This window comes from Arcanobacterium hippocoleae, from assembly GCF_031456295.1.
Taxonomy (GTDB): domain Bacteria; phylum Actinomycetota; class Actinomycetes; order Actinomycetales; family Actinomycetaceae; genus Arcanobacterium_A; species Arcanobacterium_A hippocoleae.
On sequence record NZ_JAVDUJ010000001.1, the window covers coordinates 386,654 to 413,247 of the forward strand.

The 26,594-nt window shown below is 46.5% G+C and carries 19 protein-coding genes and 3 tRNA genes; 8 read left to right on the forward strand and 14 right to left on the reverse strand.

Going from position 1 to position 26,594, the window contains the following annotated elements; genetic code table 11:
• Window positions 1-6 precede the first annotated feature (6 nt).
• The 7 genes from lgt to J2S36_RS01785 all read right to left on the reverse strand — a co-directional run bounded on the left by lgt (window position 7) and on the right by J2S36_RS01785 (window position 8,180).
• Window positions 7-939 carry a prolipoprotein diacylglyceryl transferase gene (gene lgt, locus J2S36_RS01755; RefSeq protein ID WP_309957440.1) on the reverse strand — a complete coding sequence of 311 codons (933 nt, stop codon included), beginning with the start codon at window positions 937-939 and terminating at the stop codon, window positions 7-9.
• 116 nt (window positions 940-1,055) lie between these two features.
• On the reverse strand, window positions 1,056-1,943 hold the full coding sequence (locus J2S36_RS01760) for an FKBP-type peptidyl-prolyl cis-trans isomerase (RefSeq protein ID WP_309954923.1): 888 nt from the start codon (window positions 1,941-1,943) through the stop codon (window positions 1,056-1,058).
• Window positions 1,940-3,343 (reverse strand): proteasome accessory factor PafA2 family protein, encoded by a 1,404-nt coding sequence (locus tag J2S36_RS01765; RefSeq protein WP_309954924.1) that lies wholly within the window; start codon window positions 3,341-3,343, stop codon window positions 1,940-1,942. Before J2S36_RS01765 ends, J2S36_RS01760 begins: the two co-directional genes overlap by 4 nt.
• Before the next feature lie 2 nt (window positions 3,344-3,345).
• A complete protein-coding gene (locus tag J2S36_RS01770; protein WP_309954926.1) occupies window positions 3,346-3,534 on the reverse strand; it encodes a ubiquitin-like protein Pup in 189 nt (62 codons plus the stop codon).
• A 95-nt stretch (window positions 3,535-3,629) separates the two neighbouring features.
• Complete coding sequence (gene dop, locus J2S36_RS01775) at window positions 3,630-5,267, reverse strand: depupylase/deamidase Dop (RefSeq protein ID WP_309954929.1); 1,638 nt, start codon at window positions 5,265-5,267, stop codon at window positions 3,630-3,632.
• A gap of 132 nt (window positions 5,268-5,399) precedes the next feature.
• Window positions 5,400-7,004, reverse strand: coding sequence for a proteasome ATPase (gene arc, locus J2S36_RS01780; RefSeq protein WP_309954931.1), 1,605 nt, complete (start codon window positions 7,002-7,004; stop codon window positions 5,400-5,402).
• Window positions 7,005-7,007: 3 nt separating this feature from the next.
• Entirely contained in the window at window positions 7,008-8,180 is a 1,173-nt protein-coding gene (locus tag J2S36_RS01785; protein ID WP_309954933.1) for a tRNA (adenine-N1)-methyltransferase, read from the reverse strand.
• Between the two features lie 57 nt (window positions 8,181-8,237).
• Here J2S36_RS01785 and J2S36_RS01790 point away from each other — a divergent pair, with 57 nt between their 5' ends.
• Window positions 8,238-9,068 (forward strand): RecB family exonuclease, encoded by an 831-nt coding sequence (locus tag J2S36_RS01790; protein ID WP_309954935.1) that lies wholly within the window; start codon window positions 8,238-8,240, stop codon window positions 9,066-9,068.
• A 71-nt stretch (window positions 9,069-9,139) separates the two neighbouring features.
• On the opposite strand, the gene uppP is transcribed toward J2S36_RS01790, so the two are convergent.
• The gene (gene uppP / locus J2S36_RS01795) at window positions 9,140-9,982 is read right to left on the reverse strand and encodes an undecaprenyl-diphosphatase UppP (protein WP_309954937.1); all 843 of its coding nucleotides are present in this window, start codon (window positions 9,980-9,982) and stop codon (window positions 9,140-9,142) included.
• Window positions 9,983-10,047: 65 nt separating this feature from the next.
• Between uppP and J2S36_RS01800 the strand changes: the two genes are divergently transcribed.
• Entirely contained in the window at window positions 10,048-10,992 is a 945-nt protein-coding gene (locus tag J2S36_RS01800; protein WP_309954939.1) for an aldo/keto reductase, read from the forward strand.
• 139 nt (window positions 10,993-11,131) lie between these two features.
• On the opposite strand, the gene J2S36_RS01805 is transcribed toward J2S36_RS01800, so the two are convergent.
• Window positions 11,132-11,467, reverse strand: a complete 336-nt coding sequence (locus J2S36_RS01805; RefSeq protein ID WP_309954941.1) for a hypothetical protein — start codon at window positions 11,465-11,467, stop codon at window positions 11,132-11,134.
• Window positions 11,468-12,120: 653 nt separating this feature from the next.
• On the opposite strand from J2S36_RS01805, the gene J2S36_RS01810 reads away from it, so the two are divergent.
• A complete protein-coding gene (locus J2S36_RS01810; RefSeq protein WP_309954943.1) occupies window positions 12,121-12,798 on the forward strand; it encodes an ABC transporter ATP-binding protein in 678 nt (225 codons plus the stop codon).
• Window positions 12,788-14,896 (forward strand): ABC transporter permease family protein, encoded by a 2,109-nt coding sequence (locus tag J2S36_RS01815; RefSeq protein WP_309954945.1) that lies wholly within the window; start codon window positions 12,788-12,790, stop codon window positions 14,894-14,896. The genes J2S36_RS01810 and J2S36_RS01815 overlap by 11 nt, the downstream gene beginning before the upstream one ends.
• A 78-nt stretch (window positions 14,897-14,974) precedes the next feature.
• Here J2S36_RS01815 and J2S36_RS01820 read toward each other — a convergent pair whose 3' ends face one another.
• Window positions 14,975-16,522: a Mur ligase family protein gene (locus tag J2S36_RS01820; protein WP_309954947.1), complete on the reverse strand. Its 1,548-nt coding sequence runs from the start codon at window positions 16,520-16,522 to the stop codon at window positions 14,975-14,977.
• A 107-nt stretch (window positions 16,523-16,629) separates the two neighbouring features.
• Between J2S36_RS01820 and J2S36_RS01825 the strand changes: the two genes are divergently transcribed.
• Window positions 16,630-17,535: an arginine deiminase-related protein gene (locus J2S36_RS01825; RefSeq protein WP_309954949.1), complete on the forward strand. Its 906-nt coding sequence runs from the start codon at window positions 16,630-16,632 to the stop codon at window positions 17,533-17,535.
• Between the two features lie 37 nt (window positions 17,536-17,572).
• Here J2S36_RS01825 and J2S36_RS01830 read toward each other — a convergent pair.
• From J2S36_RS01830 to J2S36_RS01840, 3 genes are all read right to left on the reverse strand, one after another.
• Window positions 17,573-17,644: transfer RNA gene (locus tag J2S36_RS01830), tRNA-Val, on the reverse strand.
• Between the two features lie 85 nt (window positions 17,645-17,729).
• A tRNA-Cys gene (locus J2S36_RS01835) sits at window positions 17,730-17,800 on the reverse strand.
• A gap of 32 nt (window positions 17,801-17,832) precedes the next feature.
• A tRNA-Gly gene (locus J2S36_RS01840) sits at window positions 17,833-17,905 on the reverse strand.
• A gap of 198 nt (window positions 17,906-18,103) precedes the next feature.
• On the opposite strand from J2S36_RS01840, the gene glgX reads away from it, so the two are divergent.
• The 3 genes from glgX to treZ all read left to right on the forward strand — a co-directional run bounded on the left by glgX (window position 18,104) and on the right by treZ (window position 24,864).
• Window positions 18,104-20,359: a glycogen debranching protein GlgX gene (gene glgX / locus J2S36_RS01845; protein ID WP_309954951.1), complete on the forward strand. Its 2,256-nt coding sequence runs from the start codon at window positions 18,104-18,106 to the stop codon at window positions 20,357-20,359.
• A gap of 88 nt (window positions 20,360-20,447) precedes the next feature.
• Window positions 20,448-23,015, forward strand: a complete 2,568-nt coding sequence (treY, locus tag J2S36_RS01850) for a malto-oligosyltrehalose synthase (protein ID WP_309954953.1) — start codon at window positions 20,448-20,450, stop codon at window positions 23,013-23,015.
• A gap of 13 nt (window positions 23,016-23,028) precedes the next feature.
• Window positions 23,029-24,864: a malto-oligosyltrehalose trehalohydrolase gene (treZ, locus tag J2S36_RS01855; RefSeq protein ID WP_309954955.1), complete on the forward strand. Its 1,836-nt coding sequence runs from the start codon at window positions 23,029-23,031 to the stop codon at window positions 24,862-24,864.
• Between the two features lie 146 nt (window positions 24,865-25,010).
• Here treZ and J2S36_RS01860 read toward each other — a convergent pair whose 3' ends face one another.
• The gene (locus J2S36_RS01860; protein WP_309954957.1) at window positions 25,011-26,423 is read right to left on the reverse strand and encodes an alpha/beta hydrolase; all 1,413 of its coding nucleotides are present in this window, start codon (window positions 26,421-26,423) and stop codon (window positions 25,011-25,013) included.
• Between the last annotated feature and the right edge of the window lie 171 nt (window positions 26,424-26,594).

Consider the following 26,594-nt stretch of genomic DNA (forward strand, 5'->3'; position numbering starts at 1 on the left):
CTAATCCTAACCTATTGAGTACCGATTCTCAGCTTCGGCGAGAGCCGCGCTGATTTTATCTTTCATTTCTGCCGCTGATTTTTCATCGTTCTGAGGAACCGGGGCAAGATATATTTCCGCCAACTGGCGCTGATTTGCAAGCCTCCGCGAGTACAACAGATATGCAATCGAAGCAATCAAAAATACGAAAATTGAAGTCCACACATTTAACCGTAAACCAGCAATTATTTGTGCATCATCAATTCGCAGCATTTCGATCCACACCCGCCCAAGCGTGTAGTACATCACGTAAATAATCATCAATCGACCACCGTCAAGCCGGAACCTGCGCTGCAAAAAAAGCAATAAGCCAGCACCAGCAAAACACCACAAAGCTTCATAAAGGAAGGTCGGGTGGAAAGTAGTTCCGGGCGGATATCCTCCCACAATATGGGCTGCATCAATTTCCAGGGCCCAAGGTAAATCCGTGGGTAAACCATAGATTTCTTGATTGAAGTAATTGCCAAACCGACCGATACCTTGCGCCACTAATATCGTTGGTGCAGCAGCATCAGCAAAAGCTCCCACACGCAAATTTCGCCGATGCAAAACGATCGCAGCAGTAACGGCACCAAAAGCAATGCCACCCCAAATTCCCAGACCGCCTTCCCAGATCCGGAAAATCTGCCAGATATCACCATGCTCGCCAAAATATGCTGCCGGTGAAGTGATCACATGGTAAATGCGCGCACCAACGATCCCAATCAGCACTGCCCAAGTGCCAACATCGATCACGATATCTTCTGGCCCACCAATCCGACGATATCTCCGATCAGTCCAGAGCAATGCAAGGATGATCCCCGTAAGGATCGATAACGCATAAAAACGCAGCGGAATTGGTCCAAGATAAATCAAATTGATCGGTGGTGACGGAATAGATGTAAGCCATTCAAAATGCATCAGGGCACCCAATCCAACAGTTTCTAACAAGATGAGACGCTTTCTCTTGATCTAGCAAAAATTTGCTGCAACACAGATTTATTACTGCAAACTGGTTCTATCCTATTTCACAAACCTTACGAATCGGAAGACGTTTCGGTAGCATTTTCCACCTTTCCCAGCAAATCAACCACTGCGAGCAGATTTTTTTCGCCATGCGCAAGCCGTGCCGGAATTCCGATCAAGAGCCGTGAACCAATTCGTTGATCGATAATTCCTTGCCGCAGCCCGGCAAAAATTTTACTGGTATCAATTTTCACCGGATGCGGATCACGGTAGGTATCCTTCATAACTTTTCCCGAAAAATCAACTAGCAGATAATTTGCATAGATCTGATCCCCGGCAGCTACCTGATCTCCATTACCAGCCACCAGATCATGTACTTTCAGCTCGGTTGGAGGCTCCCCCTGACCCACAATCTGTGGCAGCAGCTGCGGTGAATTATTTACAGCAGGATTTCCCGGCCAACCAGCAGGCTGAATATGCGTGCCAGAAATCCGTGTCGGGAGAATATCGATCACCACTATTTCCGTCGAATTTTGTGCAATATTCGTATTTGTATCAGCCACCCTTGCACCAACTCGTTGCCCAATAATCGCCTCAGATAGTTCGCCTAATTCGCTTTCGTTGACCGTGCCTGCATGTATTTGTGTCAGTTTATTGTCTTGCAGTACGCGCCCAGGAGTGTACGTAAAAGACGAAACAATATAAAGCAACTGATCACCTTTTTTCAGCTCATCGCCACTGCCGCTTTCCAATAAAATTGGCTGATCGGATGTGGGAAGTCCGCCTTTTACCTGCAACGATACCGGCGCTCCCAGAGCGCCAAAACTCTGCACTGTAAACGATTGGGCAATGTGGTTTGAGCGTTCCCAAAAATGCGAGACAAAGCTGATTGCCACTCCCACAATCAGCGCACCAAAAATTACCGTTAAATACTGACGCCAGTGACCATACTTCCTCATTGCGTTATCTCCATCTGTTCGATCATTTCCATCACCTGCGCGTCAAAAGCGCAAAACGGGTCTTGTAATAAAACACTTCTGGGATCAGCATCATGGATCAGCTTCAGATTTTGCCAATCAGCAAAATAGTCTCGACGGTGATCCATTGCAGCTGCAATAAAATCACCTCGGAGCTTCGCCCGAGTGGTTTGTGGCGGAATCGTTTTCGCTACAACAATATCCGCATCTTGCACAATACTTCGCAAAAAACCACTTGCATACAATGAATTACGCAATCCGTCCGTCGAAATATCATGCCAGGCAAAATCGATTCGCGCTAACCGGAAATCATCATACCCACAGGAAAGCCGCTCCCGATACGTATCCAGTAATTTACGTTTTGCGATCCACTCAATCTCATTCGCCACATTTTCATGGTTTCCAGAATGAAGCGCCTGCAAAGCTCGATACCATAAATCAAAAGCGTATTTACGCAGCTCATCAAGCTCTGAAAACCACCCTTGTGCAGCATAAACTTCCTGCACAAATTCGTAATATGCCGTCTGTATTTCGAGTGCTGAAGCACTGCGTCCATCAGCCATTTCAAGCAATGCTTTGCCGTCCAGATCTTGGGCAGCTTGTCGAATTGCATGTACCGGATAAGCCAACTCAAATTCGGGAAATTTTAAACCTAATGAACATACATTGAGGACTGCTTCGGTCATTGCAATTTTCAGCGCAGTAGTGGATTCGCTCATATTGCTATCACCAACGATCACATGCATTCTGCGATAACGCTGAGCATCCCCATGCGGTTCATCGCGGGTATTGATCATCGGACGTGTACGAGTTGAAGCATTCGAGACAGCATCGAAAATTTTATTGGCACGCTGTGAGATCGCAAAATGCGCCGGACGGATATTCTGCCGTCCGGGATCCAAATAGCCACTTCCGACGAGAATTTGCCGGGTCACAAAAAATGCCACTAATGACCCAATCCGCTCACGATAATCACGACGGCGATGTATTAAATAATTTTCATGGCAGCCATATGAATTCCCAATTGCATCATGATTATTCTTCAATAAATGCAATTTTCCAGCGATATTTTTCCGGGCAAGCTGTGCATCTGCTTTCACGATCAGATCAGCAAGAATTGCATCACCAGCAAGATCATTCAAAAGTAAATCTTGCAAAGAATCACACTCAGCAGTGGCATATTCCGGGTGCGCACCAACATCAAGATAGAGCCGTGCACCATTTGGTAAAAAAGCGTTTGTACTTTGCCGTGCAGCAGTGATCGGAGCAAAGAGTAACTCAGCAGCATCCTCTGCACTAATTGGAGGCGATCCACCGCCAATTGCAGCGCATGTGATCCCGTATTCCGTCTCAATTCCAAAAATCCGCCGCGGCAGAGTCATTTTTATTGACCGCCTTTTTGCACAAAGCCTTGCACAAATGATTCAGCATTCGTTTCGAGAAGTGAATCAATATCCGCGAGCAAATCAGCTACGTTAAATTCATTATCCTGAGTTCCAGCTGACGGCAACACCGCAGGCGTAACCTCATTTTGCGATGATTTTTGCACTTGCTGATAAATTCTTTCTGCCATTAACGCCCTCCTCCCGTATTTGCATAATTATATTTTGAAATGTCTGAAACTACACCGGTGCACATAAAATTTGTGCATGCCCATACATATTCACTTTAGCTGCTCTTGATTTGACGCAAATATGCCGCAAGCAAGGCATCTGGTGCTAAACCAGCTGAAAACAGCATCCCGACTTGTTCTTTCGTGCCGGTAAAAGGCTCAGGTAACGAAAGCCGCAGCAAATGCTGTGAATTTGGCAAATCAAAAATCACACTCGCCCATGCAGCACCTGGAATCTGCTTTCCGTAATAGCGGAGCAGGTTTCCACGGAAATAAGCTCGTGTCTGCTCTGGCGGGTTTATCACGGCCCATTGCACCTGTTCCGGAGTGAAAATCTGATCTACCTGCCCAAGTTTGATCAGTTTCTGCGCAATTGACTTGCTGGCACGCAAATCATGCCATTGCAGATCAAAAGCACGAATCTGCGGCGCATCCCAAGGCAGTTGTTTTTGCTTCCGCAGTCCATCCAAAGCTAAATATTTTGCCACCCATTCAACTTTTCGTGCAGCGCGCGTCATATCGCCGCGTAAAGCGTCTAATACCTCTTGCCATAATTGCAGAATTTCAACGGTATCGAAATCATCATTTCCAACTCGCTCTACCGCTGCTAAAACTGCATCAAGGTACACCTGCTGGATCTCAATCGCAGTGCGAGATATGCCGTCATGCATCTCAATACCCTTGCGCAGCGAAATATCGTGAGACACTTCCCAGCTTGCTGCCACAGCATCAAACATCAGCAATGCATCCAATTCGAGAGGAAGATCATCTTGTTCCAGCAACCACAAGACGAGCGATGTAGTACCCACTTTCAATAAATTTGAGTAATCGAATTGATTCGCATCGCCCCCAATTACATGTAATCGACGATATTTTTCGCCATCAGCATGCGGTTCATCACGCGTATTGATAATTGGCCGGTTAAATGTAGTTTCCAAGCCGACGGTATTTTCCACATAATCTGCACGCTGCGAAATTTGGAAGCCCGGATATTGGGATTTTTGCCCAAGTCCAACTCTTCCAGCGCCGCAAATAATCGGACGGGTAACAAAAAACGGTGTCAAATATCGAATTACATCTGTGAAATCAACATTCCGCGAAAGGAGATAGTTTTCATGGGTGCCGTATGCAGCACCCTTACCATCAACATTATTTTTATAAATCGCGTAATTCTTGCCTTCTTGTGCCAGAATTTGCATCGCTTCTTGTGCCAAAAAATCACCGGCACGATCCCATAAGACCGCTTCGCGCGGATTAATGACTTCAGGCGATGCATATTCTGGATGTGCGTGATCAACATAAAGCCGTCCGCCATTGAATAAGACTGTATTCGTTACACCAGATGCACACGAAAAAGCAGCGCGCGGGATTTTTTCCAACAGGGGATGAGCTGAGCTAAATAAATCGTACGCTTCAGCCGTGCTCTGCAAATTTGCTGCAAATAATTTTTGCTCGCCTGCATCAGTGAGCTGGGAAGGATCAGCAAAGCGACGGGAAAGACGATATCCACGTGCATCATTCAAGGGATCTTCGCCCGCATAATCCCACCGGGTTTTGCGCTGCTGAGATACTGCACTCCCAGCACGGGAATAAGCAGCTACAAATTCAGAAGATAGCTGCATTTGGTCCGCATCTGGAGAATCTAAATCGACGATGCCCCACTCAGTTTCCATTCCGATACTACGGCGAAACATATTTTTATCATTCTCCTTATCCTGCATCAATTACTCACCCATTAAATTCAGCATGCGCCACCGAACAGAACAATGTAATTATCAGCCTGGCTACCGCATAATGCTCACATTACATGTGGGATCAGGATGAAGCTAAGATTTTATTCGTTTCTCAATTTGTTCTACCGCGAGCAACCGCCCTGAATTTAATTTACCGTTGACTCGTGCCCATTCATCTGGATTTGCGATCTGCGCCAAATCCTGATTTTGCGCAATTTCCTCCGCAATCGCGGCAGTTAAATGCGCCGCAGTAATGCCGTATTCGCGATTTTGTAAGAAACTCTTGATCGCAAGTTTCTTCGCTCGATCAACAATTGACTCAATCATCGCGCCAGAGACCAAATCGGCAGTATACAGCACTTCCTGATGTCCATTTTCATAAATCAACCGCAAGAATTTGTTTTCCGGTGAAAGCGCAAAAAGCTGTGTGATCGCATCTTGTGCGAGCGTAAGAACCGCTTCTCTCCGGCTTCGTGCAACCAATTCTCGTTCATGAATCGGCAACTTCTCAGTGAGATATTTTTGCATAATCTCAAGAGCTGCGGGTGCATTTGGGCGATCAATACGAATCTTCACGTCGAGCCGTCCAGCACGCAAAATAGCTGGGTCAATCATATCTTCACGATTTGATGCACCGATCACAATCACATTTTGCAAAGCTTCTACGCCGTCAATTTCAGCTAATAATTGCGGCACGACCGTCGTTTCCAGATCAGAGGAAATACCAGATCCACGTGTCCGGAATAATGCTTCCATCTCGTCAAAAAAGATAATCACCGGCATTTTTGCAGCCGCCAAATCACGCGCACGCGCAAAGATCTCACGAATTTGGCGTTCAGTCTCTCCCACATATTTATCAAGTAATTGTGGCCCCTTGATGTTAAAAAAGTATGCTCTGCGGGAAGCTGTAATTTGTGCATCTGCTAAATCAGCGTCTTTTCTGGCAAGCCACTTCCGAGATAGAGAGGTGGCAATGGCCTTTGCGATCAAAGTCTTGCCACATCCTGGCGGGCCATACAGCAAAATTCCTTTGGGAGGGCGTAAACCATGTTCACGGTAAAGTTCAGGCTGCATGAAAGGAAGTTCTACTGAATCCTGAATCTGCTCTATTTGTGCGGACAAACCGCCAATTTCTGAATATTCCACATCTGGAATCTCGGCAAGGAGGAAATTTTCCAAATCTGGACGCGGTACCTGCTCAAATGCAAAACCACTGAAATTATCAGCAAGCAATAAATCACCTGGATGCACACGCTGATCACGCAACCGCCCAGCCAAACGCAATACTCGTTCTTCACCAGTATTTGCAGCAACAAGTACCCGGTCTTGCCCAATCACTGATTTTACTGCGACGGTAGAACCAACTCGCTCATATCCACCTGCACCTACCACTACAAGCTGCTCATTGATGAATAGCTCCTGGCCCGGCTGAAGATTCCCAAGCGATACCAATGGCGATACATTTAAGTTCATTTTTCGCCCATTGACGATTGCAACTACTGTACGTTTGAGCTGATTGGCTGAAATGAATACTGCAAAAGAACCTGGCGGACGAGTAAGCGTCTCAATTTGCTCCCCCATTTGCGAAATCTCATGCCGCGCATCCTGGAGTCCTTTCGCAAGTTTCGCATTCTTCTCAGTGAGTGCAATGATTTGGCTTTGTAGACCAAAAATTTCTCCGTGCAGATTTTCTGTCATCACTTATATTGTTCTTTCTTGTGCGGCATCTTGCGCCACAGCTTCCAAATTATCGGATGGATTAAAAGCTTCCCGTGCTGCATCACGGCGCGCCTTACGCTGTGCGTATCTGGCAGCATCGCGCTTGGCAAGTTCTGCCGCAATTTTTTCACGGATCTGCGCGCTAGCTGCGCCTTCTCCAGAAACTCCAGATGCCTCCAGATCGGCGCGGGTAGCCACATCACGGCGTACTTTACGTAACTTCTTTGCTGCGATCGGCCGTTCCGCAAGCTCTGATTCTTCCCAATCTAAAGCCTCATTATGCGCAAGCGGTGCCGGACGACGCTTGGGCACTAATGGCTCTGATCCGCGGGCGATCCGTCGTGCGACTACCAGAAATCCAGTATGCGCTACCATTCGATGATCTGGTCGCACAGCCAAGCCATCAAGATGCCATGTGCGCAGCATCGTCTCATTTGCTTCTGGTTCGGTGAAGCACAGCGATTCACGCAAAGTTTCCACAAATCGTGACATTTGAGTGGTGGTGGCAACGTATGCCAAAATTACACCACCGTCAATCAAGGCATGTGCCGCGCTATCAATATTTTCCCAGGGAGCAAGCATATCCAGCACTACACGATCGACTGATTGCGGCTCCATTTCACGCAATACTTGATCTAAATCGCCTAGACGTACATCCCACGGTGGCAATTGCGGCCCATACCAGGATTCCACATTTGCCTGCGCGATCTCTGCAAACTCTGCACGCCGCTCCACAGAGGTTAAATGACCTTCCATTCCAACCGCAGCAAGCAGCGATATTGCCAATGCTCCAGATCCAAGCCCCGCTTCTACCACTCTTGCCCCTGGAAAAATATCAGCCTGATGCACGATCTGCCCTGCATCCTTTGGATACACAACGGTAGCACCTCGCGGCATTGAAAGTACGTAATCGCTGATCAGCGGGCGCATTGCCTGCAGCCGGTGCCCATTTTCGGCTGTAAAAACTGTTCCCTCCGGTTGCCCGATCAAATCATCATGCCGAAAATTTCCCCGCTGTGACTGAAAAAACCCGCCATGCCGGAGCATTGTGGTGTATTTTCTTCCCTTGGTATCGGTCAATTGCACGCGCTCACCAGCGCGAAACGGCCCGCGCCGCCGGTCTGCCCCAAACGGGTGTGGATAAGTATCATTCATGCATCCATTCTATCGGCCGTCTCGCAAATCTTTTAGACAAGGCGGTACGGTAGGAGCATGAACACATACCATGCAGCACTTTCACCTTCGCGGGTAAACGATTTCCGCCAGTGCCCACTGAAATTTCGGTTTCGGGTAATTGATCAACTTCCAGAACCGCCATCAACTGCTGCGCTGCGCGGCACACTCGTACATGCGGTGCTTGAGCATCTCTTCGATTTGCCTTATTCATTACGAACAGAAGAGAACGCACAGGAAAGTTTATACACGCAATGGGAAAACCTGAGCAAAAAAGATCCTGCCTTAAAAGAACTTTTTGCAGACGACACCCAATTTCAAAAATGGTTTGAAAGCGCCCGTCCACTACTCCATCAGTATTTTCAAATCGAGAACCCGCAACGGCTGCAACCGAAAGGGCGTGAACAATTTGTAAATGCGCTGCTGCCGTCAGGTTTAGCAATTCGCGGAATCATTGATCGACTCGATGAAGCACCCAATGGAGATTTACGTGTGGTTGATTACAAAACAGGAAAATCTCCCGCACCGCAATATGCGCGGGAAGCACATTTCCAAATGCAATTTTATGCAACGGCACTTTTCTTAGAACAAGGGCAATTGCCAAAACGAACCCAATTGATTTACCTCGGAAATGGACGAGTACTCACCTACGATCCAGTACAATTCGATGTGCAGCAGGTAATTGCACAGCTCGATGCGATTTGGGAGCAAATCACGCACCGGATTGATTTGGCGCATTTTGAGCCAAAGACCGGGCCACTTTGCAACTGGTGTCATTTCAAAAATATCTGCCCGGCATATCAGGGCGTTGCACCACAGATGAGCCAAAGCGGCATCCAAAAATTGCTCACTGCCAAAAGAAATAAATAACCGGAAACTGTTTGCCTGCACACAATTTGCACGCAGGCAAACAGCTTCCGATTTTTTCACTCCAATGGATCTTAATAAATTGCAAGGAGCCCGCTTGCGATCATCGTCACCACTACGATCGCAAGCAAAATCCGATAAACCACAAAAGGCAGGAAAGATTTCGTCTCAACCAATTTCAAGAAGAGCACAATCACTGCATACCCCACCACAAATGCCGTCAGAGTGGCAGCAAACAGTGGTAATGCTCCTACCTGCGGCCCCGTACCATCATCTGAAAGCAGCCGATAAAACCCTGATCCGAGTACTGCTGGAATCGCAAGCAAAAAGCTCACTCGCGCAGCAGCCGCACGGGTATACCCAAGAAGTAAACCAAAAGTGATTGTGCCCCCAGAGCGCGAAACTCCCGGAATCAACGCGAGCGATTGTGCCAGCCCAAGAAGCAAACCATCACGAAATGTGATTTTCTCTAATTGCAAATCACGCTTCCCAAAGCGATCGGCTAATCCTAAGAAAACCGCGAACAAAGCCAGCATTCCAGCGGTAACATACAGATTACGGAATACTGAATCGATTGCATCTTCTAACAGCAAACCAAGGATCACGATCGGAAAACTGCCGATAATTACGATCCATCCCATTCGTACATCGGGATCTGAACTCGCTACCTGATTTTTCCAAGGACCAATCGGCAAGGATTGAAACCATTTCCGAATGATTTGCACGATTTGTTTCCAGAAAAAAATCACTACTGCCAACTCAGTACCAATTTGGGTCACTGCGGTGAAAGTAACGCCTGGATCTCCCAGGTTTGGGAATAGACCACCAACAATGCGCAAATGTGCTGACGAAGAAATCGGTAAAAATTCCGTTAGCCCTTGCACAATTCCTAAAATCACTGCTTCAAAAATATTCACGTGGTAAGCCTAGCGCCTAAAACTGTAAAAATTGCGTTAGGCTCTATGGTGTGAAACATAGTTTTTTGGGTAATAGTGGTTTACGCGTAGGAGAAATTGGGATTGGCACACTCACATGGGGGCGCGATACCGATTTTGATGACGCACATGCGATTTTAGGAACTTTGCTTGATGCTGGCGGCAACCTGATTGATATATCGCCCGCCTATGGCGAAGGGCAAGCTCCGCAAGCGCTGGGAGAGTTATTGCAAAAATCATATCGTCGCAATGACTTTGTAATTTGTGCACATGCGGGTTGGAATTTTCTTGATCAGCAGATAATTGGCGATACTGGGCGCGCTTCACTCATTGCGACAGTCGAGCAGCTACTCAGATCATTAAATACCAGCTATCTTGATTTATTGATAATCGACGGGCTCGAACTAGCGTCTGGGCAAACCCCGATTCCTGTAAATGAAACGATGCAAGCTATCAGCACTCTTTTACAGCAAGGAAAAATCCGATACTACGGCCTACATCATTTTCCAGCATGGAAAGCAGCGCTGATCTGGCAACAAATGCAGGACGCACACCAGCCCACTCCGATTGCTTTTGGCGCGCAGTATTCTCTGTTATGCCGTGATATTGAAACTGATTTAGTACCATTTTCCGCTTATAGCGGGCAGGGTGTGCTGAGCTTTGCACCACTTGCAGGCGGAGTGCTTACCGGCAAATATCAAAACACGATCCCGCCTACTTCGCGTGCTGCGACAGCGCATCTAGCGGATACAGTTGAATCCTTTCTAACTGATCGACCACGAAAAATCACGCAAGCAGTTGTGAAAGCTGCAGATGGGCTCGGGCGCACGCCAACCGATGTTTCATTAGCATGGCTACTTGGGCAGCCACAAGTAAATGCCCTACTCTGTGGCCCGCGTACAGCCGCACAAGCCGAACAGCTTTTGAAGCTAGATTTTGGGATTCTCCCAATTCAAGTTCACGAAGTACTCAGTGAAGTATCCGCACCATAAAATGCGTAACCAGGCACAAGTGAGCAAAAGAGGTTCCTGATTTTCAACGTTTCAAATCAGTTAGGTGTAAAAATGCCAGATTCCCGAAGCATAATCCGCGCAATCAGGAAATCTGGCAAGCAAAACTTACGTAGTGCACTCAGCTTTCGTCACTAAAATAATCTGTATCGTCAAGATACTCATATTCCTCATCATCGGAATATTCATCTTCTTCATCTTCGGTGTAGTCGTCTTCGTCGATGTCTGGATCATCAACGTCGTCTTCGTATTCGTCATCACTGAAAGTATCAAAAGGAGCTTCTACCCCATATTCAGTAAAAATTGCATCATCATAGATCGTGTATGCATCGGCTAATTGGTCAACTGCGCGGAGCACTGCTGGCGCTTCTGCATCCTGAAATTGAATAACCGCGCTGTGAAATTCTTCGAGCGCATTCTGAAGCCGAGTAAAAGCACTTGTGATATCGATAGCCATGTAATTAGCCTAGCTCACATTTGCCCGAGTTACCAAGATTAAAAGATAATTTGCACTTACCGTATCTCAACTCATCCAAAATATATTTCCTTTCGCGCTACTGGGTCGATTCTAAAGCAACGACCGCAAACGCTTCGCAAGCATTAGCTGCTGGTGCGAAAGGTTTTCTCACGAAAGTTTATCTGAAAACACCGTCGGAAGCTACGTGCGCGACACTATCAGTTTATTAGGTGCTCGGCGTGGTGAAATAGCCGTCAAAATGCGAGAACTAAACTTAGGAGACTAGTCGTTGTTTCACATGGCATTGCCTACGGTTTGGAATTAAACGCCCTAACGGTGAATAAACTAAGCTATTTGGCGAGTGTGTGGTGAGATTTCACGAGCCTGCCACTGAGTTAGTAGCGGAGATTTTTAGCTCAACTCATCATCGCCAACTATTTGCGCTCATTTTTTCATACGGTACGTCGATCTCTTATATGTTATGGTAACCTTCTGAAAGGTGCTTGCAATAGGAGGTTTCCTGCGGTGCGGAAAGCCATTTCTTTTGGATATGGAGGTACTGCTAACCGGAAATGTCGTCTGTGTTCTATGAACATTCCTATAGCGCACAGATGACGATATTCACTCATAGAAAATATTTAATTTGGAACACCATGCAGATTCAGATTTCCAACCTTACCAAAGCATTTGCAGATCGTGATCTCTTTCGCGAACTCAACCATTCTTTTGTTCCGAATCAGGTAAATGTGATTCTCGGTGAGTCTGGTTCTGGTAAGACTACGCTACTCAATATTATCGGTTTGTTCGAAAGCGCGGACGCTGGTCAGATTCTTTATGATGGCGTGATAGTGAGCGGAAGATCCAATCGGGAGACAAGAAAAATCATTCGGGCTACTACTGGATACATCTATCAAGATATTCGGCTTTTTGAGGATTTAAGCGTACGAGAAAATATTGAGATCGCGCTACGATTCAGCCATGTCCCAAAGTCGGATTGGCGTTCGCGTACCGATGTCTTGCTTGAACGAATGGGATTAGGCGGTTTTGCTAATAAGCCTGCGAATCAGCTGAGTGGCGGCGAGAAACAACGTATCGCGATTGCACGTACTGTTGCCTCAGATAAGAAGCTTATTCTGGCTGATGAGCCAACTGGTGCCCTCGATGAGGATAATTCAAAAATTATTGTCAATCTGCTGCAAGATATCGCAACCAATAATGGGTGCACTGTTATCTTAGTTACTCATTCTCATCTGGTTGCCGATACTTTTAAGCATCAGCATTGGCTGCAGGGTGGACGGCTGCTTGATAGCGGTGAGCACAGTGAAGGCTAATATCCGTTTCCTTTTCCTTGTTTTATTACTGTTTGCAGTAGCCCACAATATTGTCGGTTCCATCGTTGACGACAAGAAATCTGAATACAGTACGGGTAGCATCTTTTACGTATCCAATAATCCGCAGGGAGTCATTGCTGATCCTGAGTTGATACTAGAAACTGTTGAATCACTGAACGCTAACGTGATCGCGAAAGATTCTAATCAGCAAGTTTATTTCTCTAACTTTTCTGATCTGGTTTTGATTTCAGGGCGCGCCCCAATAGCCGCAAATGAGTATGTTGCGGTTGTAGACAAACCAAACGGAAGTCAAATCCAACCTCACCATTCTATAATGGTCGGTACTTATAAGGAAACGTTTACTGTCAACGGTGTCGGTAGCATCAAACTATTGATGCCAGGTAATCGTGTCTCGCTGCTTCAAATCGAGATGAGAAAGCCTCCTACGCAGACCCAGGCTGATGTGTTGCACCAAAATGGCTTCGTTCAGATCAATGCCCAAAATATAGACCGAAAAATTCAGGCTGAGACTTTTTCCTTGATTGACTTAGTAATCAATATTGTCAGCCTAGTCTTGCTGCTCATGGCGTTGACATCCTGGCTCAGCTATGTTTTCAAGCTAGTCGTGGATAGACGCGGCGAATTAGAAACTCTTACCTCGTTTGGCATCAGTCGTTGGCAAATGCCCTTGGTGTTCCTCGCTGTACGACGGAGAGTGCTACTACGGCTCGGTGCCGAAACTGTAGGTGTCTTCGTGGCTGCGGGAGTCGCCAGTGCATTACTGCTCCAGCATATTTCGGGACTGTTACTACTTTTATCGTGGCTGGGAGGATGGTTGCTCGTCTTTCTCACCGTTTATGTTGCTATCTTTAGCTACACGGGGTCACCAACTACCAGAAACTCAAAGAGTGTGTTTTGGCTACGGATTTTTCTGTCTTGCATCGCACTGGGAGTACTGGTTTTGGCTGGGAAAGCCTTTTGGAGCGATTACCGATTCTGGCTCGCGGCTATTTTACTCGTAGCACTCACCTTCGTTATCCGTCACTCTGTCGTGGTGAAATCTCTTTATGGAACCATCAGATCATCAGCAATAGCGCTATTCGTAATGATCGCCATGATAGCGGTAATCAATGCGGTGGCTATCTCATTATGGTCTGCTACCAGTTCCAAAGAAGACCTTGCGGTGAAAACCACTATGCCCTACCAAGCTCTTATTCGTGCTGAAACCTTACCGAAACCGTACAATACTTCGAAAGATTTTCAAAGATTTTCCTATATAAATCCACTCGATGGCGTGACCTTAGCCGGTCTGCAGGCTGATCCATTGATTTATTCCACCGATTTGCAAAGGTACGCCTCCTACGTCACATCTGGCGGGGTGATCAATGATGACTCGATTATGATAGGCGCTGCACTTGCAACTCGAAATAAAGCAGATGTGGGTAGCCCGATTGTTCTTAATGGCAAAACGTTCACAATCTCGCATATTGTAAACTCAGAGCAATACGCGGGAATGATTGTATATCTGTCGCAAAGTTCCTTCGCAAAAATATTTGGCACTACTGGAAACACGATTTATGCAACAGATGTAGATATCACCCCTATCAAATCAAAATTGCCACCTGGATCAAGCGTTCAGACACGCGATGACTACCGTCAGCTGTATCAAAGCTCTGCCTCGACTATGACTGTCTTAGTGTTTTCCTTGAGTATTGCAATATCATTAGTTAGTGCCTTTATTGCCTATCAGTTACTTTCGGTCTACATCAGTTCGATCATGTGGCGATTAAACGTACTACGCGGCTTCGGCATAACCTTTATGGAGTTTACAACAGCTACGGTGGTTCATCTTCTCGCAATAGCTGCTGCAGCATTAGTACTGGTACTCGCGTTCGCACACCCTTTAACAGATAAGTTAACGTCAATGATCTTAGCCAGTACAGATACTTTCATAAATATCAGCGTGAGCCCTCTAGCGATGGGCATAACCTTTGCCGAAGTATTCGGTTTTAGTATTCTGACTTCAATTGTGTCATATCGATCCTTGTCACAGCTTTCAATATATCAGCAATATCTTCAATGCGCTGTTAGTAACTAAAGGCTAACAGACAAATAATCGGGGTGAAATCGCTAGTGGATTGTTATTTAGCCAGTTTGAAACGATAGCAAGGAGCCATCATTTTTTAGAAGCATATGCACGAATCAAATCCTGCGCCACACGATGATCTCCAATATAGGGCTCATATCCGCCATTGACTTTCATGAAATTCTCACGCCCTTTACCTGCCACAAAAAATACAATTTCTCTTTGCGCGCCTTCTTTCAGCAGATCCAGCTCTTTTTGAAAAGCGATCTGGATCCCTGCTTCACGATCATCGTAAATCTCAGTGCGGATCGAAGTCTGGATATTCTGCACTACTTCATAAGCAATCTTTTGCACATCTTCAGTGCCGGTATCTTCCGGGATGATATATATTGCTTCCGAATATTTCTCAGCTACTTGTGGCAAATCAATCCGCCGGTTATAGGCTTTATTCCCCGGAGCGCCAAAAAGAGTAATGATTTTTGCTGCCGGATAAAGCTCATGCAAAGATTGCAATGCTTTTTCAAAGCTCAAGGCATTATGGGCATAATCGACGAAGAAATGAATTTTTCCGTCAGCTGTGGAAAGCAACTCCGAGCGGCCTGGCACTGCCACATCACGCAAACCAGCAGCAATATCTTCGGGCGTAACACCACTAATCAAGCCACAAGCAATTGCCACTGCTGCATTTTCAACATTGTACGTTCCAGGCATCGTAATTTCGTATGGATGACCGTTAAGCTGAAATTTTGCTCCACTGCTTCCAGCGAGAATATCTGAAATCACAAATTCTCCGCGATTACCGTCTGCTCCGGAAATTGTATGCGCATGTACTCCAATAGCATTTACTTTCGCTTCTACCGCGGTTAATTGATCCATTTCTAGCGAGTAAATGAAGTCTTTGGTTTGTTCCGCAATTTTCAGCTTCGACTCCAAATAATCAGCAAAATCGGGATGCTCAACCGGACTGATATGATCAAATCCAATATTGGCAAAACTGCAGATATCAAACTCGATTCCCGCCACTCGACCGTATTTCAGTGCTTGTGAAGAAACTTCAATTACACAATGCGTGACTCCATTTTTTACACATTCGGCAAGGATCCGCAGCAATTCCACTGACTCTTCAGTGGTGAGATGTGCTTCTTTCGTTGTTGCGCCATCAAAAATTTCAATTCCAGAAAGTAATCCGCACGGCGCTTTTCCACTTGCCGCCAAAGCAGCATCGAGTACTGCCTTGACCATATAAACCGTCGTAGATTTTCCTTTCGTACCTGTTACACCAATCAAATGAAGTTTCTGATCTGGATAAGCAAAAAATTTTCGAGCTGCCACAGCCATCGCAAGTCGCGTATTTGATGTGATGATCCCTGGAATCGGTACGTCATATCTAGTCTCAGACAGATATGCGACCGCACCTGCCGCAATCGCGTTCAGGAGATACTCGACTTTGAAATTGGCCCCCTTACAAATAAAGAGTGCACCTGGGAAAACTTTCCGCGAATCAAATGTGATATCAGCAATCTGAATTTCATGTTGCGCATCGTAATTACACGTATCGACAAGTAATTGTGCATGCTGTATTTCCTGTACCAGCTGGGAAAGTTGGCATGTATTTTGAGTTCCCAATTTATTTTCCAAGCTAAATCACCTTCAACAGTTATAATTATTGCGTTATTACTCATGCTGATGCATCTCACAGATAAGTGAAAACCATTTTGACTATTCAATCAACGAATCACGTACTTATGGTACGTCCAGCAATGTTTAATTATAACTGCGAAACCTCCATCGACAACGCCTTCCAACAACCCATTTCCCAAAATGAAACAGAGACGGCCGAAAACTTAGCTGAAAAATTGCAGGAATCAGCTTTAGCTGAATTTAACGATTTAGCAGATACGCTTCGCAAACTTGGAGTGCGCGTGGAAATTCTGTTTGACTCAATTTCCCCATACACACCCGATTCAATATTTCCCAATAACTGGTTTTCCACTCATGAAGGTACTTTGATCCTTTACCCAATGATGGCAAAAAATCGTCAACTGGAAGTAACGAAATTTGCCCCCGATCTAATCGAGATCTATCAGCCTCAGCAGACGCTTGATTTTACTTCTTATACACGCGATGGAATTGCTTTAGAAAGTACCGGGGCAATGATTTTTGACCGTCGAAATGGACGCATCTATGCTTCACTTTCAAACCGTTGTAATGCAGACCTACTGCAAAAAGTGGCAGCTACTTTAGATTACGAAGCAATTTCATTCCGCTCTCAACATCTGGGGATGCCCATCTACCATACGAATGTTTTACTTTCTCTTGGCACAGATATTGCCCTGATCGGCACATCGCTGATCGATATTGAAAATCGGCACACCGTGATCGAAAATCTTGTAGCGGATCGAGAAATAGTGGAACTTAGCCCGCAGCAAATCACAAAATTTGCAGGTAATATGCTTGAGTTACGCGGAGCTGACGGACCATTTTTACTAATGTCAAGTACAGCTTACAGTTCACTGGAAACATCCCAAATCAGCCAAATCGAAAAATATCTCCCGATTTGCTCAGTAAACGTAGCAACAATTGAAAAACTCGGCGGCGGATCAGTGCGGTGTATGGTCGGAGAAATCTTCTCGCAGATGCATCATGAATGAAGGTGGCTGAATCATTAGACTCAGCCACCTTCACCAGTGGGCGATACTGGGATCGAACCAGCGACCTCTTCCGTGTCAAGGAAACGCGCTACCACTGCGCTAATCGCCCAATATTTATTTTTTCAAAGCAATTTTGGACAAAAGAAAAAGCCAGAAAATCTAATGACTTTCCTGGCACTTTTGAGATTGCATCGAGGTGGGTACGGGATTCGAACCCGTGTATACGGCTTTGCAGGCCGCTGCCTCGCCTCTCGGCCAACCCACCACGTGGTTGAGCAGTGAACTGCCTGGCCATCGAGCGGATGACGGGGCTCGGACCCGCGACCTCAACCTTGGCAAGGTTGCGCTCTACCAACTGAGCTACATCCGCATTTCACCGCTCGAATACTTTGAAACATTTCGTTTCCATCCTTGCGACTGTTCTAATATAGCGAGGCTTTCTCCAAGATGTCCAATTACATTACCGTGACCTGCAACACTAAGCATATTTAGCTAAACTTAAATTAGAGTTTTCACGCTTTTGGTGGAATCTCACGTACTTCGAAAAGAAAAGTGAGAACCTTGAATCATGGAAATTTGGCCAGGTAAACCGTATCCACTCGGTGCCACATTCGATGGTGCCGGCACGAATTTTGCAGTTTTTTCGTCAGCGGCGCAAAAAATCGAATTATGCCTGATTGACGATAACTATCATGAAGAGCGCATTGAAATGCGCGAAATAGATGCACACGTATGGCATTGCTACGTACTGGGCATCCGCCCCGGGCAACGTTACGGATTCCGAGCTCACGGCGAGTTCAATCCGGAGGCAGGGCTGCGCTTTGATGCGTCGAAAATCTTACTTGACCCATACGCAAAAGCGATTGACGGGCAAGTCGAAAACAGCCAGGCAAATTTTTCGTACAATTTTACCAATCCAGAAGAATTCGTAAATGAAGATTCACTTGGTCAGACGATGCTCTCAGTAGTCCATAACCAATTCTTTGACTGGGGTCACGACCGTCCTCCGCACCATCAATATCACGACACAATCATCTACGAAGCACACGTCAAAGGAATGACGAAACTAAACTCGCATATCCCAGAGCAACTTCGCGGTACATATATGGGGATTGCACACCCAGCAAATATCGAATACTTAAAAGAGCTTGGAGTGACAGCTATCGAGTTAATGCCTGTGCATCAATTCGTGAATGATACTTCACTAATCGAAAAAGGTCTTTCAAATTATTGGGGCTACAACACCATTGGCTTCTTCGCCCCACAAAACACCTACTCGTCATCAGGTACTCGCGGCGAGCAAGTCGAAGAATTCAAATCGATGGTCAAAGCCCTTCATGAAGCAAATATTGAAGTGATTTTAGATGTGGTTTACAACCACACCGCAGAAGGGAACCATCTTGGTCCGACCCTTTCTTTCCGCGGTCTGGATAATGCGGCATACTACCGACTCGTACCCGACGATTCGAGTCACTATTTCGATACCACCGGCACCGGCAATTCGCTGAATATGCGCGCCCCGCACACACTCCAACTGATCATGGATTCATTACGATACTGGATTCTCGAAATGCACGTAGATGGATTCCGCTTTGATCTTGCTTCCACTCTTGCACGTGAACTGCACGCAGTAGATAAACTCTCCACCTTCTTTGATATCATCCAGCAAGATCCGATCATCTCCCAAGTAAAGCTGATCGCCGAGCCTTGGGACGTTGGCGAAGGCGGCTATAATGTCGGCGAATTTCCGCCATTATGGACCGAATGGAATGGGAAATACCGTGATACGATGCGCGATTTTTGGCGTGGTGAGCCATCAACTCTCGACGAATTCGCTTCCCGTCTTTCCGGATCTTCAGATCTCTACGCGCATTCAGGGCGCCGCCCGGTAGCATCGATCAATTTCATCACCGCGCATGATGGCTTCACCATGCGTGATCTCGTCTCTTACAACGAAAAGCATAACGAAGCCAATGGCGAGGATTCGCGTGATGGAGAATCCCATAATCGTTCATGGAACTGCGGAGTCGAAGGCCCGACGGACGATTCTGAGATTCGCACCCTGCGAGTACGGCAAGTTAAAAATATGCTTGCAACCTTACTTCTCTCCCAAGGTGTACCAATGATTTCTCATGGCGATGAAATTGGCCGCACCCAGCAAGGAAATAATAATACTTATGCGCAAGACAATGAACTTGCCTGGATGGATTGGGAGCTGCATCCAGAAGCTACCGATTTATTCCTCTTTACACAAAAGTTAATCCAGCTGCGCAAAGACCATCCAGTATTTCGCAGACGACGTTTTTTCCAGGGCGAATCCAGCCGTGGCGGCACCTCGCTCCAAGGCGATATCGAGTGGATGCGCAATGATTCTTCGCTGATGGAAGACGCCGATTGGGAAACACACTATGCGCGGTCCTTGATGGTGTACTTAAACGGGCAAAAGATTGCTGAACCGAATTTACGTGGCGAGAAAATCATTGATGACGATTTCCTCCTCGCCTTCAACGCCTCAGCTGAAGATCTCCAGTTCGTGATTCCGCAAACTGATAATCCCACCCCTTGGGAAGTCGTTTTATGTACTGATTCGGAAATCGAGATCGGCGCACAGCTCATTTCAGAAGCCAGCTTTTTGGTTCGCTCACGCTCAATCTGGGTATTACAACGGAAAATTGCGATCCTTGAAGAAGAATCACTCCTTGATTCGATCACTGCCGAAAGTCAGCGCCGTGAGCGCGGTAGCGAATCCGGTATTGAACCGTTCGAGGATCATCCGCAGCAAACTTCTGAAGATTCCAGCGCAGTATCCATTAGCACGCAGTGACGCCCCCGATTTTAGCCAAAATACGACAATCAAAAATTTGCGTGCCACACAGTGCAAATCCGCTTCCAAGCATTGAATGGAGAGATGAATGGATCTACAACAAGAGCTGAAAACTCACGATAATGCGAGCGAAGGAGCTAAGGCGATTCGCGGCAAGCACCATTCACACACCCCTGCCGAAAACCGACACACTCCGATTAACACCTACCGTCTCCAACTCGGACCACAATTCACTTTCGCACAAGCCGAAGAAATTATCCCCTACCTTGCACAGCTTGGAGTGAGCGATATTTATCTTTCGCCAATTTTGCAAGCAGCTCCTGGTTCAACTCACGGATACGATATTGTTGACCACACCCAAATTTCGCAGGAAATGGGCGGAATTACTGCTTTCTGCAGTTTCGCGGAAAAAGTTCATGCCGCAAAAATGCATCTTGTAGTGGATATCGTACCCAACCATATGGCAGTGCCCACCCCACTGTACCTGAATCATGCCTTGTGGGATGTACTGCGATATGGTGCAGAATCAGATTATGCAAATTGGTTTGATATCAGTCTTGAAGCGCACGGTGAAGGTATTTTGATGCCGATCCTCGGCGAGCGTATTGGCACCGTTATTGCAAATAATGATCTACAAATAGTACAGCAGGTAGTACCAGGGTTCGAAGCTGACGGCGAAGTGCCTGTATTGAAATATCATGAGCACATTTTCCCAATTCGCCCGGGCACTGAATCATTGCCAATCTCTGAACTCGTTGACCGCCAATTCTATCGCCTTGCATACTGGCGCGTTGCAAATGACGAACTTAACTATCGCCGGTTTTTCGATGTTGATACATTAGCTGCAATCCGTGTCGAAGATCCGGAAGTGTTCAATGCTTCCCATGCGCTCCTGATCAAGCTTTTCAATGATGGACTGATTGACGCATTCCGAATCGATCATCCTGATGGTTTAGCCGATCCACGTGGTTATTTACGTCAGTTGCACCAAGTAACTGGAGGTGCATGGGTTGTTGCCGAAAAGATCCTTGCAGACGGTGAAAAACTTCCCAATGATTGGATCTGCGCAGGCACCACCGGATATGACGCAATGAAGATGTTGCAAGGTTTATATACTGATCCAGCTGGAATTTCCGAATTAACAAATCTTTACACTGAAATTTCGCAGCAAATTGCTGGTCTGAGTGCTACTGAAAATGCAGCGAAACAACAAATCATCGATTCCACCTTATTCACTGAGGTAAATCGCCTGGCACAGATTTTGGAACGAATTTTCACCAATGACGTGCGCTTACGTGATCACACTTTCCGGATGATTCGGGAATCTCTCGTCGCACTCACAATTCAGATGGATCGTTACCGCGTCTACGTAGTGCCCGGCGAACGCCCAAATCCTGAGGATGAGCGAGTTTTGCGGGAAGCTGCCGAGCGGGCGATCCGAAAGCTTGATGCAGAGCTGGCTGAAACATTGGAAGTAATTTTAGAGATCTTACTCGGGAATGAGGTTGGCTCAGCTGGTCGGACTCACGAAGAACTCCGTCATGAAGCAATCGTACGCTTCCAACAGCTCTGCGGTCCGGTGATGGCAAAATCCGTTGAAGATACCACTTTTTATCGGTACACCCCGCTTTTAAGCGCAAATGAGGTGGGATCATCGCCAGCAACACCAGCAGTCAGCACCGATGAATTTTACGCGTGGCAAACGCAAATGGATGCAGCTTGGCCACTATCACTAAATTCACTTTCCACACACGATACAAAACGCTGTGAAGATGTGCGGGCAAGAATTTCTGCGCTCAGTGAGTATTCGAAAGAATGGAGCGAGGCCATCGAAAATCTTCGACATGAACTTGCGCCAGTACGCCCGATCCAGCTTGATGGGCAAATCGAGAATCTGCTCTACCAAACTTTGCTTGGTACCTGGACAAACACCGGGCCGATCGCAAAGCAACGTTTGGCTGATTATTTGCGGAAAGCTGCACGTGAACAAAAAACATGGACTACATGGACCGAAGTAAATAATGATCTGGAAGAAGCATTGATCAGCTACGCAAATTCCGCCATCGATAACGAGAAAAGTTTCGCATTGCTCGAAGATTTCTCACACTTGATCGCTGAGAGTGCGAGAACAAATATTCTCAGCATGAAAGCGCTCTCCTTTCTATTGGTTGGTGTTACTGATAATTATCAAGGGCAAGAAATCACCCAAAATTCACTCGTCGATCCAGATAATCGCCGTGCCGTAGATTACCAATCACTCACACAAATGCTTGCGCAACTGGATGAACACGGTTTACCTAGTTCCCCCACTCTCGATATCGAAAAACTCTGGATTACTTCGCGGGCAATGCGGATCCGGCAAAAGTATCCCGAATTGTGCTCAGCACAAGCAGGTATCGGCACACTGCCAGTCACTACCGGATACGCGCTCGGCTTTACCCGGACGATCAACGACGCACCCGTACTCCTTGGACTTTTCACCCGGCTAAAGCGCTCATTCCAGGAGGCAGAGCGGCACGGAGAACAGTCAGTAGTGCTCCCAGCGGGAAATTGGATCAACATTTTTACGGGAAGCGAAATCAGCGGCGGATTATGTGCTATTTCAGATGTTCTCGGACGCTTCCCTGCCGCAATTTTAGAGCGCGCCCACAAATAGGATCGAGATCCAGATGCAAGAATTTTCAGTTTGGGCACCTTTTGCAAAATCCGTCAAAGCATATTTATTACAACCATCTGCACACTGCGAAAGAGGCGCTGATTTAGTGCCAGCGCAGATAAAGGCAATAATACAACTCACGCCCCAAGCTGATGGGATTTGGCAAAGCAAAGATCCGCAGCTTTCCACTGCCGGCACCCGCTATTTCCTGCAATTAGATGACGGGATCCTCATGCCAGATCCACGTTCGCGGCGTCAGCCCTTTGGGATTCATGGGCCGAGCGAAATTATCAATCCAGCAAATTTTGTGTGGACTGATTCCCAATGGCTTCCAGAAAGTGCGCTTGGGAAGGTCTTTTATGAGCTGCATATTGGCACCTTCACCGCTGCGGGTACATTCCGCAGCGCAATTGAAAAACTCGATCATCTCGTAGATCTCGGAGTTGATGTAGTTGAAATCATGCCCGTCAATCCGATCCCGGGCGACCGCGGATGGGGCTATGATGGCGTTTCGATCATGTCCACCTATGAGCCATACGGCTCACCTGCAGATCTAGCTGGCTTAGTGGACGCGATGCATGCACGCGGATTAATGGCTTGCCTGGATGTAGTTTACAATCACTTTGGCCCAGATGGGAACTATTTAGGCGCATTCGGTCCTTACCTCACCGATAAACATCACACTCCGTGGGGGCAAGCAGTTAATCTCGACGGAGCATCCTCAGCGCATGTGCGTCGCTATTTGATCGATAATATTTTGCAGTGGGCACGCGATTTTCATTTTGATGTATTCCGGATGGATGCGGTTGATCAGCTGAAGGACGATTCCGAATATCATATCATTGCCGAAATTTCTGACGCGCTTGCAGCTCTTGGAAAAGAGTTAGGCAAAGAACTCACATTAAGTGTCGAATCTGATGCAAATAATATCATCATGGTCACTCCCACGAACGCGGGCGGGCGTGGGGCACAGATGCAATGGGCAGACGATGTACATCACGGTATTCACGTCTGGCTTACCGGTGAAAAAAATGCATACTATAGCGAATACACCGCGCCTGGCACACTGGCAAAAGTGTGGAAAAATGGTTTTTATCATGACGGCAGTTGGAGTAATTTCGATCAAAAAATGCGCGGTGCTCCTGTGCCAGAAAATTTTTCCGGACATCACTTCATCGTCTGTGATGAAAACCATGATCAAGTTGGTAATCGTCTGCTTGGAGATCGTCCAGCGGCAAGTTTATCAACCGCAGACCTCGCAATTTCACGTACCCTGATTTTACTTTCACCATTCACGCCGATGCTGTTTATGGGTGAAGAATGGGCCACAAAAACTCCATTCCCATTTTTCACAGATCACGGTGCAGAAATTGGTCCACATATCTTGCAAGGCCGGATGAACGAATTTGCAAACTGGGATTTTTCTGCGGTAACGGGCGATACAGATCCTCAATTAGTGATGCCAGACCCACAAGATCGCAATACTTTTCACAGTGCAAAACTGGATTGGAACGAACTTTCACAAACATTCCACCAGGAATTCTATCTATTCGTGCGCAAACTAATTCAGTTTCGCAAATGCCAGCCAGAGTTTAACAGCGGCGATCGGGAGGCGATCACACTCTCCATCCACGATCGCAGCGGATGGATTCGCAGAGAAAACTCATTCATCGTCTTTTCTCGTGATCATCATGTTCCAGTGGAACTTCCTGATCTTTCTGCCACCTGCACAGATGATTTCAAGATCGCTTTGAACTGGGGAGAATGCACGCTAACGGCACAAGCAAACGCAGCTGCAGTAAAGTTTTTCACCCCTGGCGTGGCTGTAATCATCCCGCGCAGATCTTAATCTCTCATTGCTGCAAACATCGCGATCAACAAACTTGATTATTTTGCCGACGAAGTGGAAATGCGCGCCAAATAATCCGCACTGCCAGTATTTCCCGCAAGCCGTGCAGATATTTTACATTTAATCTGGTTTCGGATAATTAACAGCTACAAGCCTAGCAGCTGAAATAGCGCCTGGAGATTTCCCAAATTTGAAATAGTCCCCATTTTTTGATTCACAAGCAGTGCAATGGCTCCGCTGATAAAAACGACCGTCAGCACTGTAGCAGCAACCGCATTGATCCAGCTTGATCTAAAAGTGCGTTCCTGCTGAGGATATTTAGCGGTGCCCGCTACCGATACTCCATCTTCGTTTTGCGAGAATGCTTCGGAGTATTGCAAAATTTTCTCGCGCCGGAAAATTACACCACTCACTGGAAACCTCTTCAGCCATTCAGTGCGGGAAAAATGCCAGACTAAATAAATGATCCATCCCGTCATCAATAAGAAATATCCGATTGTAAAAGTATTGATCGAGATATCCGCAAATAGATTTGCCTGCGCTCCTGCACGATCATTAATTCGCTCTTGCGAAGTATTTTTTTCTTGCGCGTACTTTCCGGGTGCAAACCATTTAACTGCATCAGGAAAAGCACGTGACCAGGCACGCCAATTATGACTCCCGTCAGCATCGTAGACATTCGTCATTGCAAGCTGCGGATTATTGACCGCAGAAATTCGCGCTGCCAGTTCTTTCGCATCTCGATCATTACCTGCCCAATAGTTATAGATCCGGACAGGCAAATCACTATTCCGGAAAATTTCACTGATTCGGTACTCCTGCCGATCCTTTGGCGGCAAATACTTCAATGCGCCCAAAAGTGGTTGATCGTAGCCAGAAAGAATAATCGCGCTGCCAAAATTTGCCGGATACACGCCGGCCAACAAACCGGCACAATAAGCACCTGCAGAATTTCCAGTGATCGCCCAATCTTCCCGCTGCTGCGAAACTGGAAAATTAGCTTTCACCATTTGCACTACATCGCGCACGATAAAAGTCGCAATTGCCGGGCGACCAGCAATATCAAGGCAGTCGGGCTCTTTTTCATCAGGCCGAATTTCTGGAAAAACAATCATTGTTGGGGAAATCTTTTCTGCGGCCACTAATTTTCCCAATTGTCTGCCAATTCCCAGATTCGCTTGCGCCAAGTGCGGGTTACTTGGAAAGCCATGCAGAAAAATGATTACTTTGAGTTCCTTTGCCTGCTCCCAATTTTCTGGTAGCCAAATCCTGACTGGCTGCGAGATATCCGATTCCAGGCCGTGAAAATTGGTTTCCAGATAAGTACCGCGAAAACCAGCACCCCGCAATTTTGGGTCAGTGATTTCACGAAAAGAAGTACGATATCCAGGATCTATTTCAGATTTTGGGATCGGAATGCGTTCTTGTTCACTCGGCAGTTTCACATCCGTCAAAGAAATTTCCTGATTTCCACTCCAACCAAGCAATGCCGGGATTTCCCGCCAATTTTTCACATAACCGCCAGTAACATTGATTTGCAGCGCAAGAAAAACGATCAATAGAAAACTGCTCCAACCTACCGTTAGCATAAATCGGAATGATTTTCTCTCTCGGTACCATAAAATCGCTCTCAAAAGCGCAAATAAAGCTAAAATTAACGTTAAATAAAGCAGTAGGTGCGATGTTGGCTGCAATATTCCTTCTCCCATTCAACACGCTGCGAATCAACA

Bases quoted from the DNA above. Each gene is read 5' to 3' on its own strand.
- J2S36_RS01765 (WP_309954924.1), bottom strand. From the start codon at position 3,343: ATGACTCTGCCGCGGCGGATTTTTGGAATTGAGACGGAATACGGGATC.
- treY (WP_309954953.1), top strand. From the start codon at position 20,448: ATGGATCTACAACAAGAGCTGAAAACTCACGATAATGCGAGCGAAGGA.
- J2S36_RS01790 (WP_309954935.1), top strand. From the start codon at position 8,238: ATGAACACATACCATGCAGCACTTTCACCTTCGCGGGTAAACGATTTC.
- lgt (WP_309957440.1), bottom strand. From the start codon at position 939: ATGCATTTTGAATGGCTTACATCTATTCCGTCACCACCGATCAATTTG.
- J2S36_RS01810 (WP_309954943.1), top strand. From the start codon at position 12,121: ATGCAGATTCAGATTTCCAACCTTACCAAAGCATTTGCAGATCGTGAT.
- J2S36_RS01805 (WP_309954941.1), bottom strand. From the start codon at position 11,467: ATGGCTATCGATATCACAAGTGCTTTTACTCGGCTTCAGAATGCGCTC.
- glgX (WP_309954951.1), top strand. From the start codon at position 18,104: ATGGAAATTTGGCCAGGTAAACCGTATCCACTCGGTGCCACATTCGAT.
- J2S36_RS01825 (WP_309954949.1), top strand. From the start codon at position 16,630: ATGGTACGTCCAGCAATGTTTAATTATAACTGCGAAACCTCCATCGAC.
- J2S36_RS01785 (WP_309954933.1), bottom strand. From the start codon at position 8,180: ATGAATGATACTTATCCACACCCGTTTGGGGCAGACCGGCGGCGCGGG.
- arc (WP_309954931.1), bottom strand. From the start codon at position 7,004: ATGACAGAAAATCTGCACGGAGAAATTTTTGGTCTACAAAGCCAAATC.
- dop (WP_309954929.1), bottom strand. From the start codon at position 5,267: ATGTTTCGCCGTAGTATCGGAATGGAAACTGAGTGGGGCATCGTCGAT.
- treZ (WP_309954955.1), top strand. From the start codon at position 23,029: ATGCAAGAATTTTCAGTTTGGGCACCTTTTGCAAAATCCGTCAAAGCA.
- J2S36_RS01770 (WP_309954926.1), bottom strand. From the start codon at position 3,534: ATGGCAGAAAGAATTTATCAGCAAGTGCAAAAATCATCGCAAAATGAG.
- J2S36_RS01760 (WP_309954923.1), bottom strand. From the start codon at position 1,943: ATGAGGAAGTATGGTCACTGGCGTCAGTATTTAACGGTAATTTTTGGT.